Annotated in this window: 14 protein-coding genes and 3 other annotated features; all 14 genes read right to left on the bottom strand. The window is 39.0% G+C overall.

The features are described from left to right. Positions 1-824 precede the first annotated feature (824 nt). The 14 genes from OXPF_RS19340 to OXPF_RS19405 all read right to left on the bottom strand — a co-directional run bounded on the left by OXPF_RS19340 (position 825) and on the right by OXPF_RS19405 (position 16,237). Entirely contained in the window at positions 825-1,385 is a 561-nt protein-coding gene (locus OXPF_RS19340; RefSeq protein ID WP_054876862.1) for a hypothetical protein, read from the bottom strand. Continuing rightward, on the bottom strand, positions 1,382-3,769 hold the full coding sequence (locus OXPF_RS19345; protein WP_054876863.1) for an RHS repeat domain-containing protein: 2,388 nt from the start codon (positions 3,767-3,769) through the stop codon (positions 1,382-1,384). The genes OXPF_RS19340 and OXPF_RS19345 overlap by 4 nt, the downstream gene beginning before the upstream one ends. A gap of 10 nt (positions 3,770-3,779) precedes the next feature. After that, complete coding sequence (locus OXPF_RS22670) at positions 3,780-3,983, bottom strand: hypothetical protein (protein WP_054876864.1); 204 nt, start codon at positions 3,981-3,983, stop codon at positions 3,780-3,782. A 192-nt stretch (positions 3,984-4,175) separates the two neighbouring features. After that, on the bottom strand, positions 4,176-6,557 hold the full coding sequence (pheT, locus tag OXPF_RS19355; RefSeq protein ID WP_054876865.1) for a phenylalanine--tRNA ligase subunit beta: 2,382 nt from the start codon (positions 6,555-6,557) through the stop codon (positions 4,176-4,178). 12 nt (positions 6,558-6,569) lie between these two features. Continuing rightward, positions 6,570-7,589 (bottom strand): phenylalanine--tRNA ligase subunit alpha, encoded by a 1,020-nt coding sequence (gene pheS / locus OXPF_RS19360; protein WP_054876866.1) that lies wholly within the window; start codon positions 7,587-7,589, stop codon positions 6,570-6,572. 50 nt (positions 7,590-7,639) lie between these two features. Then, positions 7,640-7,847 (bottom strand) — a binding site (T-box leader). A gap of 49 nt (positions 7,848-7,896) precedes the next feature. Beyond that, the gene (rlmB, locus tag OXPF_RS19365) at positions 7,897-8,706 is read right to left on the bottom strand and encodes a 23S rRNA (guanosine(2251)-2'-O)-methyltransferase RlmB (RefSeq protein WP_054876867.1); all 810 of its coding nucleotides are present in this window, start codon (positions 8,704-8,706) and stop codon (positions 7,897-7,899) included. A 57-nt stretch (positions 8,707-8,763) separates the two neighbouring features. Then, a complete protein-coding gene (locus OXPF_RS19370; protein ID WP_054876868.1) occupies positions 8,764-9,426 on the bottom strand; it encodes a potassium channel family protein in 663 nt (220 codons plus the stop codon). Between the two features lie 11 nt (positions 9,427-9,437). After that, positions 9,438-10,796 carry a TrkH family potassium uptake protein gene (locus tag OXPF_RS19375; RefSeq protein WP_083480055.1) on the bottom strand — a complete coding sequence of 453 codons (1,359 nt, stop codon included), beginning with the start codon at positions 10,794-10,796 and terminating at the stop codon, positions 9,438-9,440. Between the two features lie 122 nt (positions 10,797-10,918). Continuing rightward, entirely contained in the window at positions 10,919-11,278 is a 360-nt protein-coding gene (gene rplT / locus OXPF_RS19380; RefSeq protein ID WP_054876869.1) for a 50S ribosomal protein L20, read from the bottom strand. Positions 11,279-11,307: 29 nt separating this feature from the next. Then, on the bottom strand, positions 11,308-11,505 hold the full coding sequence (gene rpmI / locus OXPF_RS19385) for a 50S ribosomal protein L35 (protein WP_054876870.1): 198 nt from the start codon (positions 11,503-11,505) through the stop codon (positions 11,308-11,310). Positions 11,506-11,526: 21 nt separating this feature from the next. Continuing rightward, complete coding sequence (gene infC / locus OXPF_RS19390) at positions 11,527-12,054, bottom strand: translation initiation factor IF-3 (RefSeq protein ID WP_242854463.1); 528 nt, start codon at positions 12,052-12,054, stop codon at positions 11,527-11,529. A 9-nt stretch (positions 12,055-12,063) separates the two neighbouring features. After that, positions 12,064-12,186: a sequence feature (ribosomal protein L20 leader region), on the bottom strand. 53 nt (positions 12,187-12,239) lie between these two features. Beyond that, entirely contained in the window at positions 12,240-14,150 is a 1,911-nt protein-coding gene (gene thrS / locus OXPF_RS19395; RefSeq protein ID WP_054876872.1) for a threonine--tRNA ligase, read from the bottom strand. A 51-nt stretch (positions 14,151-14,201) separates the two neighbouring features. Next, positions 14,202-14,409: a binding site (T-box leader), on the bottom strand. Between the two features lie 71 nt (positions 14,410-14,480). Next, positions 14,481-15,392 carry a putative sporulation protein YtxC gene (gene ytxC / locus OXPF_RS19400; protein WP_054876873.1) on the bottom strand — a complete coding sequence of 304 codons (912 nt, stop codon included), beginning with the start codon at positions 15,390-15,392 and terminating at the stop codon, positions 14,481-14,483. A gap of 71 nt (positions 15,393-15,463) precedes the next feature. Beyond that, the gene (locus OXPF_RS19405) at positions 15,464-16,237 is read right to left on the bottom strand and encodes a DUF6873 family GME fold protein (RefSeq protein ID WP_054876874.1); all 774 of its coding nucleotides are present in this window, start codon (positions 16,235-16,237) and stop codon (positions 15,464-15,466) included. Positions 16,238-16,333 lie beyond the last annotated feature (96 nt).

Raw genomic sequence — 16,333 nt, forward strand, 5'->3', positions numbered from 1 at the left:
TCTTAGATGACCTTTTGCCCTGGTCAGAAAAACTCCCGATTGAATGTAAAAAACAGAATCAATAAACCTTTTTAGCCATCAGAAATGACGGCTATATTTATATAAGTACGTATGGTTTACCGTTTACTATAAAACAGCGACCATCGTCGCTGCTTTATATTTTAATTCAGTTAACTTATCATCATTTAGAGTATATGCATAATGAGATTCTTGCACATATTGTTTCCCATTTGCACCTTTATACACAATCTTAAGTTCGGAAGCATGCACTTATAGAATACCCGTATCAAGGTTTCATAGGGGCCATTGCTGACCCCTATGATTTTTAATTGAAATGTGTAAAAATAGGCACGTCCTCAATTATTCTGCTATGGAGCCTTGATAAGCTGTATAACTAAAGGTTTATCGTATTTATTTGCCATTCCCGCTTAATCCAAATGATAATGATACCAAGCCTGTAGCGGACTTTCACCGCCGAGTCACCGCCTATGCCGGGCACACGTTAAAAAGGGGTGGTCGCAAACGACCACCCCTCGGATTACATCAGCCCGCAATGCGGGCTGAAAGCATATAGGTATCGTAGTCGGCGTCGGATTTGCAACAATGGAGTTGGGGTTATGATTTGCAGATTACTGCATTACCAAGGGTTACATAGGGGACATATGTATCAGTTGTATATCAACTGTAGTTTTTATAAATAGCCTATACCTTATTTAGTTGCATGGGACATAGGCTATTTCAATTCTTACCAAGTTTTTTGTTTTCCCTTTTTGTTATGCACTGAGAAAAAGTAAAACCCCTGAATGACTTTTAAACTCAATCCCTTACTTTTTGGTCCCAGGAAAATTATTCTTTATTGGTTGAGTGTAATCCCAACTTAACAATTTGATATGGTATTTATTAAACAATTCGTCTGCCCGTATAATACCATCCCTGATACTTCCATCAGCATATTTTTCAAAATATCTTGCATTGGGAAAACTATGTGTATATGTTACTCCTTCATTCATATCGCCCATATAATATTGAGCAGAACCCGGGTAATAATATATTTCTTTTTTATCATCAACTTTCAACAACAGTATTTTTTGATTTCCGCTAGCTAAATGCTCCTTCCATTCGCGATATTTCCCCCGTCCCTCATCCATTCCAACTCCGTCATATTTACAAATCAAAGTGTCTTCAATTACTTTCTTTTCCCCGTTAATCTCATAAACTAGGCGAAATGGAAATTCGCTGTATATGATTTCAGGTTTAGGCGGATTTGGCAACAAGGAAATCCCCAAACCTATCATAACCCAAGGCAAAACAGTAATGCTTGCTATTATTACAACAATAGCTATCAACATTATAATAACAACAACTGAAAAAGTGTTTTTCTTCAATTATACCCTGCCTCCTTAAGCGCTTCTTTGACTGCGCTCATCATATGATTCATTATCCTTTGAATTTTGTTTGTTTGCCAAAGCTGATACCAATTTCCCCCGTACTGTTGAGGTAAATACACCGCCTTGCCTATGGGTTTACTGAACCCTCCCTCTGTGGCATTTAATGCATCGCCTTTTACAATGAATGCAGTCATGTTGGCAGTATAATTCGAAGAATCTAGCCCGTATGCGCTCGGATTAACGGTTGCAGGATTGAATATGATACTATTTTTGTTTCTTGATAATGCATTTGCAGCTGCTTCTGCTCCTCCTTTCGAGTGTCCAACCATAGTTATCTCATAGCCTGAATGATTATCAACAAATTCATTCGATTTTTTAATTGATACTTTCATATCAGCTGATAAACCAAATAGCTGTTGAAAATTATTTTTCCAGTCACTCACATTAGTAGGCGTTGTACCTTTATTAACCAGTGCATACTCAGTTGTTCCATCATCCTTTACCCTTGAATAAACTCCCATTTTCATGTTATCTCCGTCTGTTATTATATCTTCAAATTTCCACCCGCCCGAAAGTATGTATTCTTTTCCTTTTTCGGCAGTATAAATATTTTCAGCCATAAACGCAGCTTCTATTGGTGTTGGAATATGTCCACTTGGGTCAAAAAAGTTAATAGGATTATTATAGCAGTACACGTAGAGGTTAAGACTCAATGGGTCTTTTGCTTCTCCGGGATAACTATCTTCTGAAATAAAGCGTCCAATATTCGGGTCATAATACCTGGCCCTGAGATAATACAAGCCTGTTTCATCGTCAAGATACTCACCGGCATAACGGAAGGGATTATCTACTTTCTCAACTTCCTGCTGCCATACGTCGGTGAATCTGCTGTTGCCGAAGGAATTGCTGCTATTTACCTCTTCCATGCCATATGGGTCATAGGTGTAATCCTTGATTACATCACTGTTTTCATTGAGCAGCTTCACTACATCCCCATGGGTATTATGAAGGTAGCTATAAATTCCGGCATCCGTTTCCCTATATATCAGCCTGTTTCCCCTGATATTCTTTGCAGTGACTTCGTTATTGCTTGTTTCGAGCAATATATTCCCGCGGTCATAGTAATAGCTTATAACCTCGTCGTCAAAACCCTTTGCTGCCCTTAAACCATCACCGTTGTATATATACTCAGCAATTCTGTCATCAGGGGTTATAACCTTCTCAAGCTGGTTATATCCGTTGAATATATACTCGAACTTTTTATTTGCAGCAAGGTTTCCGCTATGCTTTACTGCTTCTTCTTTTGTTTTTAGATTTCCTTCAAGGTCATAGGAGAATCTTTGCTCTACATTCCGGTCACCCTCTGCGGTCTCCGTTAAAAGAAGCCTGCTGTTCCTGTCATATAAATAGGAAGTTTCCGATATTTTATTGCCCTTTACTTCAACAGCCCCTGATATGTTGCTTAAGTCGTCATACCTATAATCTATCACTCCGTCATCAGAAAGTAAAACAGTCTTAAGCCTGGATAGGGGGTCGTAATAATATTTTGTTACAACACCGTTTTCATCCTTTTCAACCTGGTTGCCCCTTTGGTCGTAGGAGTATCTGAATGAGTCAAGGATGGTATCTCCGGATACATGGCTCATGCTTTTTATGCTGCCGGAATTATAGTAGCTGTAGTCTGTACTTATGCCGGTAATGCCGTCATGCTCTTCAACCAGCCTGCCTATGGCATCGTACCTGTAGCTATAGTTTCTGCCCTTTTCATTTACCCGGATTAATCTCCCGTTTTTATCATATCCATTTTGGATATTTACGTGCTCAAGGCTTCCCTGTAAGACCTTTATTCCTGTTATCCTGTCGGTACTGTCGTACTCGTAGTACTGGTTAATGCTGCCTTCATATTTTGTCTGCACAAGCCTGCCTAAAGAGTCATACTCATTAACTGTTGTACCAGAAGAATCCGACATCTTTACCCTGTTACCAAGGAGATCATATGTTACCTGTACCGCATTTTCTTTGCCGTCCTTGCTGTTTTCCTTATATATAACCCTGTTTAGCCCGTCATATCTGTATGAAGTTACAACGCCGTTCCTGTCCGTTTCTGAAACCAGGTTGCCGTTGTTGTCATATTCATACAAGGTCTCTCTGACTTCAGGGTCCTTTGTCAGCTCAAGCCTTCCTAATTCATCGTACGCATATGTTTCTTCCGAGTAATCAGAATCATTCCAGCTGTTCAGCCCCTTCTTTATGTTTTCAATATTCCCCTCTTTGTCATACTCCACCTTTGTGATGTTTGACGTATCGGAGTCAATGACCTTTTGCACATAAGTTTTCTCAATAGTAAGGAAGGTCACAACAGCCGGAGCTGTGTGATCCATGTTCGTAACACTAATCAATAATATCTGCGATATACAGTGGAACATTATCCGCTAATTTGTTCTGTAAGCATTCCATATGACAGAACAACTGTTGTTCCTGCTGTAAATCTCGTTCTTTATCCCAATTTGATACTACAAGAAGTGCTGTAATATCAATTTGATTAGATTCTATTTTGTCCCCACAAAAGCAGCATTGATATTTCTGATTGCTCATTTACTCGATACCTCACTTCCATCCATAGTTTTTACTTAATCTGTCTAACGAGTTTTAGTTTTAATATATCAGCCATATAAACCCATTTCAAGCGGGAATGGATGGTCTGACATCCTTAATATGGTAATCTCCATATACTCCCCTTGCAGCAGACAGTAAAAAAAAGAGGCAGATAAAAATCTGCCCCGTTAGCTACATTCTGAGCTGGCCACCCAGCTTTTGTTCAATTGTCTTTATAATCTGGTCGTGGACTTTGTTTACTTCGTCGTCGGTAAGGGTTTTGTTTTCCGACCTGTAAGTAATAGAGTATGCCACGCTCTTTTTATTTTCGGGAATCTGCTTGCCCTTGTATACGTCAAAGAGCTTTATGCTTTCAACTAGCTCTCCGCCTTTTGCTTTAACTATTTCCTCAATCTGACCTACCATCACTTCGTCAGGGATTAAAAGCGCCATATCCCTTTCGACGGCAGGATATTTAGGCAGTGACTTGAACTTCCTTTCAAGCTCGCAATTGGCTAATATCATATCGTAATCCAGTTCGCATATATATACGCTGACAGGTATATCGTATCTTTCCTGAATATCCGGGTGGATTTCGCCTACGACTCCAACTTCCTTGTTCTTTATGAGAATCTTCGCTGTCTTTCCCGAATGGAAGGTGGGATTTTCGGATTCCCTTACAAAATCGTATTTGCTTATGCCAAGCTCTTTAAAGAGAAGCTCTATTACTCCCTTTATGTCGTAGAAATCAACGCTGCCGTACATACCCATGCAAAGCATCTTCTTTTCATTGGGAAGCTTTGCAGTTTTGTCTTCAAGGGGCAAGTAGACTCTTCCTATTTCAAAGAACTGCCCGTTTTCAATCTTCCTGCTGTAGTTTCTGCTTATAACTTCCATCATGCTGGGAATTACTGTAGTCCTCATTATGCTCATTTCTTCGCCTAATGGGTTTAATATGCGGACCACATTCCTCAAGCTGCTGTCTTCTGGTATATTAACTTTATCAAAATTGGTTTCGCTGACAAAGGAATAGGTTATTGCCTCATAAAGTCCGGCAGCTGCTAAAACAGTCTTTGTCCTGTCTTCAATTTTCTGCTCTTCGTTTTTGCCGCCCTGGGTAGTTTCACCTCTTATAAGGGTGGTCTTGATATTATCATAACCATAAATCCTTGCAATCTCTTCGGCGATGTCAACCTCAAGCTCCAGATCGCTTCTGAATGTTGGTATTTTAGCCTTCAGAACATCTCCTGGAATGACTTCAATGTCAAGGGAATGAAGGATTTTTATCATATCATCGCCGGATATATCGGTACCCAGGAATTTATTAATCCTCTCAATGCTAATATCTATTGTCCAGGGCTCTAATTTATTGTCATATTTATCGATTGCGCCTCCTACAACTTCTCCTGCGTCCAGTTCTGCAACCAGCTCTACCGCCCTGTTTACGGCGCTTATTGCAACATTGGGATCTATGCCCTTTTCAAACCTTGATGAAGCCTCTGTCCTGAAGCCTAGTGTCTTGGCCGTTAATCTTATGGAGGTACCGTTGAAATTTGCTGCTTCAAAGAGAATGGAAGTAGTGCTATCTTTAACTTCGGAATTTTCTCCTCCCATTACTCCGGCAACGCCTAAGGCTTTTTTAGCATCTGTAATTAAAAGCATTGAATCATCAAGAGTCTTTTCTTTTCCGTCAAGAGTTGTTATCTTTTCTCCCTTTTTTGCCCTTCTTACGATAATCTTTTTGCCTTCAATGGTATCATAATCGAAGGCATGAAGGGGCTGGCCGTATTCCAGCATTACGTAGTTTGTGATATCAACTATATTGCTTATAGGCCTTACTCCCGCTTCAATAAGCCTTTCCTTAAGCCATTCGGGAGACTCTTTTATTTTTACGTTTTTAACCAGCCTTGCAACATATCTTGGACATAGGTCTTTATCGGCAACTTCAATTTCGATATATTTGTTTATATCCCCGCTGTTTTCAGTAACCTTAATCTCAGGTATTTTTAACTCCCTGTTAAAGGTTGCCGAGGCCTCCCTTGCCATACCGATAATACTTAAGCAGTCCGGCCTGTTGGATGTTATTTCAAAATCTATAATTACGCTGTTTAAGCCTAGGATTTCCTTTATATCCACTCCGAGGGGAGTATTTTCAGGGAGTATGTGTATCCCGTGAACGGCATCCTTTATTTCAAGTCCTAATTCTGTGGCAGAACACATCATGCCGTTGGATTCAACGCCCCTTAGCTTGCCTTTTTTGATTTTTACTCCGCCGGGCAAAGTTGAACCGTGAAGGGCAACGGGAACAATATCCCCCTCCTTCATGTTATCGGCGCCTGTTACAATCTGTATACTTTCACCGCCTGCGTTTAGCTGGCAGACCACCAGCTTGTCGGCATCGGGGTGCCTGTCAACTTTCAATACCTTCGCCGTAACAACATTGGTTATTTCTTTTCCTGTTTCTATTACTTCTTCAACCTTTGAACCCGACATGGTCATTTCATCTGCAAAAACCTCCGGGTTTATGTCATTTATCTTAACATAGCTGTTGAGCCATTTTAATGGTACAAGCATCAGTAACCCTCCTTAAAACTGTTTTAAAAATCTCACATCATTTTCGTAGAATAGCCTTATATCATCAATACCGTATTTAATAAGGGCTATTCTTTCCAACCCCACACCGAAGGCAAAGCCGGTGTATTTTTTAGAATCGATGCCGCAGTTTTCAAGTACCTTCACATGAACCATGCCGGAACCCAATATCTCAATCCAGCCTGTTCCTTTACACAACCTGCAGCCCCTTCCCTTGCACAGTACACAGCTTACGTCCACCTCTGCGCTGGGCTCCGTAAAATTAAAATGGTGAGGCCTGAACTTGGTCCTGGTGTCTTCACCAAAGAGCTTTTTGGCAAATACATCCAGGGTACCTTTTAAGTCTCCCATAGTTATTCCCTCATCTACAACAAGGCCTTCAATCTGGTTAAATACCGGTGAATGGGAGGCATCGGGGGTGTCGGAACGATAAACCCTTCCAGGGACTATTATTCTAATTGGCGGCTTATGCTTTTCCATATGCCTTGCCTGCATTGGTGAAGTATGAGTCCTTAAAACCACATCGTCATTTATATAGAAGGTATCCTGTACATCCCTTGCAGGATGGTTTTTAGGAATATTCATAGCTTCGAAATTATAATAATCCAATTCTACCTCAGGGCCTTCAACTATTGAAAAGCCCATGCCGTTGAATATATCCTTAACCTCATCCAAGACCAGCGTGAGAGGATGCTTTGAACCCATGGTTCTTACTCTTCCCGGCATGGATATATCTATAATTTCGCTTTTCATCTTTTCATTTTTTTCTTTAGTCTTAAGGGCATCAAAGGCCTGATCCAAAAGTGCCTCTATATCAACCCTTACTTCGTTTGCCAGCTTGCCTATAATTGGGCGCTCCTCATTGGACAGGGAGCCCATCCCCCTTAATATTGAAGTTAAACTGCCCTTTTTTCCTAAGTATTTAACTCTTACGGAATCTAATTCAGCAGTGTTCGATGCAGTTTTTATATCTGCTGCTGCTTCATTTTTTATTTGCATCAGTTGTTCTCTCATGATAAACTCCTTTCCGGTTTCTAAATAAAATAAATAAAACCTCCGTCCACTAAAGGGACGGAGGTTAATCCGCGGTACCACCCAATTTGGTAAAACCCACTTAAATCTTTAACGGAAAACCCGTCAGGCTCTACTTAATTTCAAGCCCGAAGTTCAGGAGCGAACTTTCATATCCCCTTATTCTTAAGATGCTCTCAATCCATGGCATCTATTCCCTGTAGAAAGAAAAATATTACTCTTCTCCGTCATCACTGCAGAATATATGAAATTATATGAATTCTTCTAAGAATATGCTTATTATAACATTTTAACCATTTTTGTCAATATCCATCCTCTGGCGTGCTATTTCAAACATAACTATGCCGGCAGACACCGACGCATTCAGCGATTCTGCCCGGCCCGGCATGGGAATTTTAATTAATTTATCTGCTTTATTCAATAAGACTGCTTCCACTCCATTTGCTTCATTGCCTATTATTACAGCCGTTTTTCCTCTGTAGTTTTCATCATAATAAAAAGACTTTGCATCAAGGCTTGTTGCATATATTAAAAAGCCTGATTTTTTCATCCGTTCTGCTGCCCCGTTAATATCATTTGATAGGATTATCGGAATATGAAATATTGAGCCCATGGTGGAACGCAGCACCTTTGGTGAATAGGGGTCAACGCTTCCATTGGATAAAACTATTAAGTCAGCTCCGGCGGCATCAGCAGTTCTTATTATAGTACCCATATTGCCAGGGTCCTGAATTCTGTCGGCAACAATTGTATAATTTGAATTTAAAAAAAGCAAGTCTTCATCATAATGCTTTTGCTTTACAACCGCAGCTATGCCCTGGGGAGTCTCGGTATCGCATATGTCCTTCATTAATTTATCCTCTGCTGCATATACTGTTATTCCTTTATCCTTCAGGTTTTTTATTAAAATTTCAGCCCTGTCCCCTTTTAATTCATGGGAGCATATGCAGTATTTTATATCGGCATTGGAAATTAAGGCCTCTTCAATAAACCGTATGCCTTCTATGAGAAATTCGCCATTTTCCAGGCGGGTCTTTTTATTTTTAAGCTTTCTTATATATTTTAAAATCTGATTATCCTTGCTTTTTATGATTTCCATAATAACTCATCCTTCCGGAAAATCATGATTATAGAAAAATAGAGTGTATATCACACCCTATTCTGTTTTTACTTTCTCGATTTTATTCAATTCTTCTGTTCCGCCTATTACCACCAAAATATCGCCGTCATTTATTATATCCTCGGCAGAAGGCGATATATTTATCTCGGAACCTCTTTTTATCGCCATTACGTTTATACCATAGTTAGCCCGCATATTAAGTTCTTTTAGAGTTTTGCCAACCCATTGAGATATTACGGCAATTTCAACTATACTGTAATCCGGCGATAATTCTATGTAATCAAGTATATTGGATGATACCAGATTATGTGCAACACGGACTCCCATGTCCCTTTCGGGAAATACCACCCTGTCGGCGCCAATCCTGTATAAGACCTTTGCATGAAGCTCATTTTGTGCTTTTGCAATAACATATTTGACACCCAGTTCTTTTGCTAGAAGGGTAATCATTATGCTTGACTGTATATCTACTCCGATTGCTATGACCGCAACATCAAAATTTCTTATTCCAAGGGCTCTTAGAGCGTTTTCATCCGTAGCGTCTGCCTGAACGGCATGGGTCACACTGTCTGAAATACTCTGCACATTATCCTCGGACTGGTCTATGGCTAAAACATCATTGCCAAGTGCATACAATGTTTTTGCAACACTGGTTCCAAATCGTCCTAATCCAATGACAACATACTGTTTTGAACTCATTTTAATTCCTCCTATCCTACAAGTACTCTATCCTCAGGATATTTAACAGCTGCAGCATTTTTAAGCTGTTTTTTGGCCAGTGCCAATGTCAAGGTGAGTGGACCGACTCTGCCTGCATACATAGTAAGCAGTATTATAATCTTGCCGATGGCAGTGAGCTCAGGTGTTAAACCCAATGATAATCCTACTGTACCAAAGGCAGAAACAGATTCATAGATTATTTCCATAAATTCCGCGCCCTTTTCCGTTATAGAAAGTATTATAACATTAAATACAACCAGTGCAAGGCTTATTACTGCAATTGCAAGGGCTCTTAAAACTATTGCCCTGGACAACCTCTTTCCGAATATTTCGGTATCCTCCCTGCCTTTTATGACAGATATTATAGTAAGAATTATAGCGGCTGCAGTCGTAGTTTTTATTCCTCCGCCTGTAGAACCCGGTGATGCTCCGATAAACATAAGTATTATGGTTATAAACTTGGATGCGGTTGTCATGGATGCAAGATCTATAGTATTAAATCCTGCAGTTCTGGGCGTTACAGCAGAAAACAAAGCAGCTATAATCTTTTTCATAAATGACATTGACCCTAATGTACCGGGATTATTGTATTCCAGCAGAAAAAATATAATGGTGCCGAGGACAAACAATACGAGGGTAGTCAAAAGTACTACCTTGGAATGTAGGGAGAACTTTTTAAATTCCTTTTTCCTATATATATCTGAGTGAACTACAAACCCCATACCACCTATAATAATAAGACTCATAATTGTAAAATTAATAATTATACTCCCTTGAAAAGGGACTAGGCTTTGAAAATTGCCTATGAGGTCAAAACCGGCATTGCAATAAGCAGAAATAGAATGAAAAATACTGAAATATATTCCTTTTCCCAATCCATATACGGGTATAAATTTAACTGCCAGAAGTAGTGCTCCTATTCCTTCTATTGTGAAAGTAAAAATAAGCACGTATCTTGCCAGCTTAACCAGTCCCTGTATGGAAAAGGAATTCATAGCCTCCTGCATGACCAGCCTTTCTTTCAAAGTAATTTTTTTACCTACAATAAAAGCGATGAGGGTTGCAAAGGACATAAACCCTAAGCCCCCAATCTGTATTAAAAGCAATATAACTATCTGTCCGAAAACACTCCAATATGTACCCGTATCCACAACAACAAGTCCTGTAACGCATACGGCCGACGTTGCAGTAAACAATGCCGTAAGAAAGGAAGTGCTTTCTCCCTTTGCAGAAGAAACGGGAAGAGTCAAAAGTACAGCGCCTAAAAGAATAAGCAATGCAAATCCTATTGAGAGAATTTGTACCGGTTTCAGCCTTTTAAATACTGACATACTTTTACTCTTTTCCATAATTTCATCCCCTGTCTTTAAATCAAAAATTGCGTTTTGCTTATATTATTCCATAAATATAAACCTTAATGTATAGACATATCTACAAAAAAGGATAAAGACCTATTTAATAGGCCTTTTGTCTATGCTCCCAGCTGTTGTTTAGCAAGGTCTACGAGCTCTGTAAATGCTGCGCTGTCGTTTACTGCAAGGTCTGCAAGCATTTTTCTATTCATTTGAACTCCTGCAATTTTAAGTCCGTTCATAAATTTTGAATATGATAAACCGTTTGCTCTTGTGGCAGCGTTAATTCTTGTAATCCATAACTGTCTGAAATCTCTTTTCTTGAGTTTTCTTCCTACATATGCACTTCTTAATGATCTCATTACTGCTTCATTAGCAGCTTTAAACAGCTTGCTTTTTGCTCCGAAGAAACCCTTGGCAAGCCTTAATATCTTCTTATGTCTCTTTTTTGAATGTACAGCTCTTTTTACTCTAGCCATTTTTATTACCTCCTCTAAGTATTTCTCTATTAGATATAAGGGATTAATTTCTTAACTACTTTTGCTTCCTGTTCACTTATATATGCTGTCTTTCTTAAATTCCGTTTTCTCTTGGAACTTTTTTTAGTCAATATGTGGCTTTTGAAAGCCTTAGCCCTTTTTATCCTACCGCTTCCGGTAACTTTGTATCTTTTTGCAGCACCCCTGTGGGTTTTCATTTTTGGCATTATTATTTCCTCCTTATAGATTTATGATTTCTTTGGTTTTAAAATCATAATAAGATTTCTACCTTCCATCTTGGCTTCTTTTTCAATGTCCCCGACAGAACTTAATCGTTCATAGAATCCTTTGAGAAGATTCTGTCCGATGTGTGAATAATCGGTTTCCCTGCCTCTGAATCTTACAGTAACTTTTACTTTGTCTCCATCTTTAAGGAATTTTTCAGCATTTTTAGCCTTGACACTGATGTCATGCTCTTCAATATTAGGACTGAATCTAATTTCCTTAATATTGATTACTTTCTGATTTTTTCTGGCTTCCTTCTCCTTCTTGGAGATTTCGTATAAATACTTTCTGTAATCCATGATTTTGCATACCGGCGGCTTTGCCTGTTCTGCTATCATCACAAGATCAAGCTGCTTGCTTTCTGCAAGCTCAAGGGCCTTCTTGGTAGGCACTATACCGAGTTGTTCACCGTTTGAATCGATTAGGCGAATTTCCTTATCCCTAATCTCCTCATTAATTAACTGTTCTTTGCTAATAATTTTCACCTCCATGAAATAAGTAAGTAAAAATAAAAGCGGATAGAGCAAGCCTATCCGCATAGATATACAAGAAATTTAAAATACCTGCATATTAACCTTACTGACCCTGTCGCAAGGTGAGAAGCGGAACTTCTGCTTTGTTTTACTAGCTTAGTTTATCACCATAGTTTTATTTTGTCAACTTTTATTATATGACATTAATCAATGGATTTATCCCTGATCTTTCCCTTTATCATTTCAGCAAATGCTTCTATGCTCATTGTTCCCATATCGCCTTGCTTCCTGTCCCTTACAGCCACTTCATTGTTCAGCATTTCCTTATCGCCTACCACCAGCATGTAAGGAATTTTCTGAAGCTGTGCTTCCCTTATTTTAAAGCCTATCTTTTCATTCCTTAAATCAACCTCGGCTCTGACATCCGCATCTAATAACAATTTCTCAATTTTCTTAACATATTCCTTCTGATTATCGGTTATACCCATTATTTTTACCTGAACAGGGGCTAACCATACAGGAAATGCACCGGCAAAGTGCTCCGTTAAAATACCGATAAATCTTTCAATGCTTCCAAAAATTGTCCTGTGAATCATGACCGGCCTGTGCTTTTCACCGTCCGGGCCTACATAAGTCAAATCAAACCTTTCGGGCATCTGGAAGTCCAACTGTATTGTACCGCACTGCCATGTACGTCCCAATGCATCCTGAAGATGAAAGTCTATTTTAGGACCGTAGAAAGCTCCGTCTCCTTCGTTTATCTTATATGGAAGGTTTACAGCTTCCAAGGCTTCTCTTAGCGCTTCCGTCGCCCTTTCCCAGTCTTCATCGCTTCCCATGGATTTTTCCGGCCTTGTTGACAATTCTACATTGTATTTGAAACCAAAGAGCTTATATATATAATCATCAAGATTTATTACACCTATGACCTCATCTGTTATCTGTTCGGGGGTCATATATATATGAGCGTCGTCCTGCGTGAAGTTTCTTACCCTCATAAGTCCGTGGAGTGCGCCGGATAATTCATGCCTGTGGACAAGACCAAGCTCTCCCATCCTTAAAGGCAAATCCCTGTAGCTGTGCAACTGAGTTTTATAAACCAATATACCCCCTGGGCAGTTCATGGGTTTTATTGCATAATCTGCTCCGTCAATCTTAGTAAAATACATATTATCCTTGTAATGATCCCAGTGCCCCGACTGATGCCATAAATCCTCGCAAAGTATTATAGGTGTCTTTATCTCACTGTAACCGTTTTTAACGTGAAGCTTCTTCCAGAAATTTTCAAGCTCGTTTCTTAAAACCATGCCCTTAGGATGGAAGAAAGGAAAACCGGGGCCTTCTTCCTGGATGCTAAACAAATCAAGCTCCTTTCCCAATTTCCTGTGATCTCTCTTTTTTGCTTCCTCCAGCATATTTAAATAATCATCCAGGTCGGATTTTTTAGCAAAGGAAGTGCCATAAATCCTCTGAAGCATTTTATTCTTTTCATCGCCCCTCCAGTACGCACCGGCAACGGATAAAAGCTTAAAGGCCTTTACCCTTCCTGTTGAAGGAAGATGAGGGCCTGCGCAAAGGTCAACAAAATCGCCCTGTTTATAGAATGAAATAACTGAGTCCTCAGGGAGGTCTTTGATTAACTCCACTTTATATGGTTCGCCTTTTTCCTCCATGAGCTTTATGGCTTCACTCCGAGGAAGTATGAATTTCTCAAGCTTTAAATCTTCCTTGACGATATTTTTCATTTCATTTTCTAACTTTTCAAGTATCTCCGGTGTAAATGAAAAATCCGCATCGAAATCATAATAATATCCGTTGTCTATCGCCGGTCCTATTGCCAGCTTTATGTCAGGATACAGCCTTTTTGCAGCTTGGGCTAATATATGGGAGGTAGTGTGTCTGAAAATCTTCTTTCCATCTTCATCATCAAAAGTAAGTATGCTGACATTTGAATCCTTATCAACCGTATCGTTTAATTCAGCCACTTCTTTATCTATCCTTCCTCCCAGTGCTGCCCTTGCCAGGCCGGCGCTTATGCTTTCTGCAATTTTTAATATGGTTACTTCTGAATCATATTCCTTTACCGAACCGTCTTTTAATGTTACCTTTACCATCTTGTTTAACTCCTTTCAAATCTATAAAAATAAAAAAACTCCTGTCCCACACGCAGGGACGAGAGTATTATTCCCGTGGTTCCACCCAAATTGATAAAAACCCACTTAAAACTTTAACGCAGTCAACGCGCATTCTTACTTAATTCAGATGCGAGCTCAGAGGTGGTATTCAGAAAACACTAGCCCGGAATGCTTACACCGCCTGGCACTCCTCTCTTATGGCTGTAATTAACTTACTCATCCTCATCATTGCTTTTTTATATTATATGATTATTTTATACTGATGTCAACTTTTTATACTATATATTGTAAACAGATATATAAATTACCTTAGAATTTGTGTGCCGGATTCCTTTTTAAGCATAAATCGCATCCTGAGCATATTTTCACCCTGTCTGAAAAAACGCTTTTTATAGTTTCAATTATCTCCTTGTTGCGTATATTGGCGGCATTATGGATTATTATAAACATGGGAGCCATGGTTATGAGAGAACTTACAAGCAAATCGTCCAAATTCTGTTCCCCGTCTAAACCGTCACCGATGAGTTCTTTTAACGCCTCACCGGAAATCCTGTTAAGATTGTCATCATACATGCTGTAGCTTCCATCTATATTGATTACAATATTTACTATTTCAATCCTGCTTTCCTGGATCTCAACAAAATATTTTAAGAGCTTTATAAACTCATTGTATTCCTTCTCAATGAGATACTCCTCAACCACCCTGTCGACTATCTCATTAACCTCCATATTTATATCCTTAAGCCTGAACCTTAAGAATCCATCTATCATTATATCAGTGTTTTCGCTTAAATATTCATGAACCTTGTTAATTATTGTGTTCTTCATGCTTATAAAAGCCATATAGTTTTCGTTTGTATTAAGATTTGCTCCTGTTAAAACATCGGCACATTTTTTTGATATTTCTCCGATCTCCGTTGCCTTAAGATAATAATAGTTGTTCTTTATGATTCTGTTGATTATATCCATCTGATAGTTATCGATAATAATCTCATATATCAGGTTGGCTGCATGAACATCAAAACGCCTTTTTACATCCTTCAAATCGCAGCTTAAAGAATCTTCGTCTTTTACAAAGCATTTTATAAAATGCATACGGCCGTCATCATTTTCAACAAACTTTATATTGATACCCTTATCTTTAAAACCTGAAGATAACCGGTTTATCTTTTCATATACATCACATTTATCCGAGGTAAACCCCAGAGATAATAGCAGCATTAAAACTCACTCCCTTCTTTTTTATAGTATGTGTGTATCATGCAGTCATATACAGGTAATAAATTTATGTATTAGCAGTTTTCTTCACCTTTTTGTTCTTTTAAGGGAATTATTGTTCCCGTATCCATAAGTTCATATTCATCCAAATTTTTTATTTTTTTGTTATGCTTTTCTAAAAAATTTTTTATTGCTGCATAATCAGGATGCCTTTTTAAATGCCCTGTAAATGCGAGAGTGTCACCGGATATGAATCCGGAGGCACCTCCGATAAATCCATAATCAAGTCCTTTAAGCTCGATATTTCCGGGACTTATTTTCAGGGCATCAAGACCTTCTTTAATAAGCGTTTTATATATACCTTCATCGGAAGTTATGAATGCATCGCCATTGACAATGCAAATGGAGCATTTGGCATATCCCTGGCTTATGTCTATAATCTTTATATCAAGGTCATGCAAGCATTGAAGAAGCTTGGTATCTGTATATCGCTTATTGCATATAGCATAGTTTGCAGCTCTTGCTACATTATATGCAATGTCACCGGGATATTTTCTAGTTATGACCCTGTCTCCCTCGATTAAATTAAAGCCATGTTTTGACAGCGCATTTCTAGTGCCGATGGGGGCATTGGGAGCAATAACTATGTCCTTTCCTCGCAAATGATGCATAAACATATCGGCATGGCCCTGCACAGCCTCATAAAGATCTTTACAAACATCAGCCTTTATTACCTCAATACCCATACGCCCCATCTCTTCTATTATGCTTTTTCTCACCCGTCCGTCCACCACCGCCAGCGTCACTTTATCTTCGGGTAAATTAGGGCTCTTTATAAAAGCATCCATACATATCATCCTTTATACGATTTGTTTGAACTGCTGTAACAAAAAAAAGTAAAACCTGCAATCGATTAAGATTACAGGATTCCGTCTGGAGGCGAC

Origin of the sequence: Oxobacter pfennigii (assembly GCF_001317355.1) — a bacterium.
Classification (GTDB): domain Bacteria; phylum Bacillota; class Clostridia; order Clostridiales; family Oxobacteraceae; genus Oxobacter; species Oxobacter pfennigii.

Excerpts from the sequence above, each read along its gene's own strand:
- OXPF_RS19345 (WP_054876863.1), bottom strand. The coding sequence starts at position 3,769 with ATGGATCACACAGCTCCGGCTGTTGTGACCTTCCTTACTATTGAGAAA.
- OXPF_RS22670 (WP_054876864.1), bottom strand. The coding sequence starts at position 3,983 with ATGAGCAATCAGAAATATCAATGCTGCTTTTGTGGGGACAAAATAGAA.
- pheT (WP_054876865.1), bottom strand. The coding sequence starts at position 6,557 with ATGCTTGTACCATTAAAATGGCTCAACAGCTATGTTAAGATAAATGAC.
- pheS (WP_054876866.1), bottom strand. The coding sequence starts at position 7,589 with ATGAGAGAACAACTGATGCAAATAAAAAATGAAGCAGCAGCAGATATA.
- rlmB (WP_054876867.1), bottom strand. The coding sequence starts at position 8,706 with ATGGAAATCATAAAAAGCAAGGATAATCAGATTTTAAAATATATAAGA.
- OXPF_RS19370 (WP_054876868.1), bottom strand. The coding sequence starts at position 9,426 with ATGAGTTCAAAACAGTATGTTGTCATTGGATTAGGACGATTTGGAACC.
- OXPF_RS19375 (WP_083480055.1), bottom strand. The coding sequence starts at position 10,796 with ATGGAAAAGAGTAAAAGTATGTCAGTATTTAAAAGGCTGAAACCGGTA.
- rplT (WP_054876869.1), bottom strand. The coding sequence starts at position 11,278 with ATGGCTAGAGTAAAAAGAGCTGTACATTCAAAAAAGAGACATAAGAAG.
- rpmI (WP_054876870.1), bottom strand. The coding sequence starts at position 11,505 with ATGCCAAAAATGAAAACCCACAGGGGTGCTGCAAAAAGATACAAAGTT.
- infC (WP_242854463.1), bottom strand. The coding sequence starts at position 12,054 with ATGGAGGTGAAAATTATTAGCAAAGAACAGTTAATTAATGAGGAGATT.
- thrS (WP_054876872.1), bottom strand. The coding sequence starts at position 14,150 with ATGGTAAAGGTAACATTAAAAGACGGTTCGGTAAAGGAATATGATTCA.
- ytxC (WP_054876873.1), bottom strand. The coding sequence starts at position 15,392 with ATGCTGCTATTATCTCTGGGGTTTACCTCGGATAAATGTGATGTATAT.
- OXPF_RS19405 (WP_054876874.1), bottom strand. The coding sequence starts at position 16,237 with ATGGATGCTTTTATAAAGAGCCCTAATTTACCCGAAGATAAAGTGACG.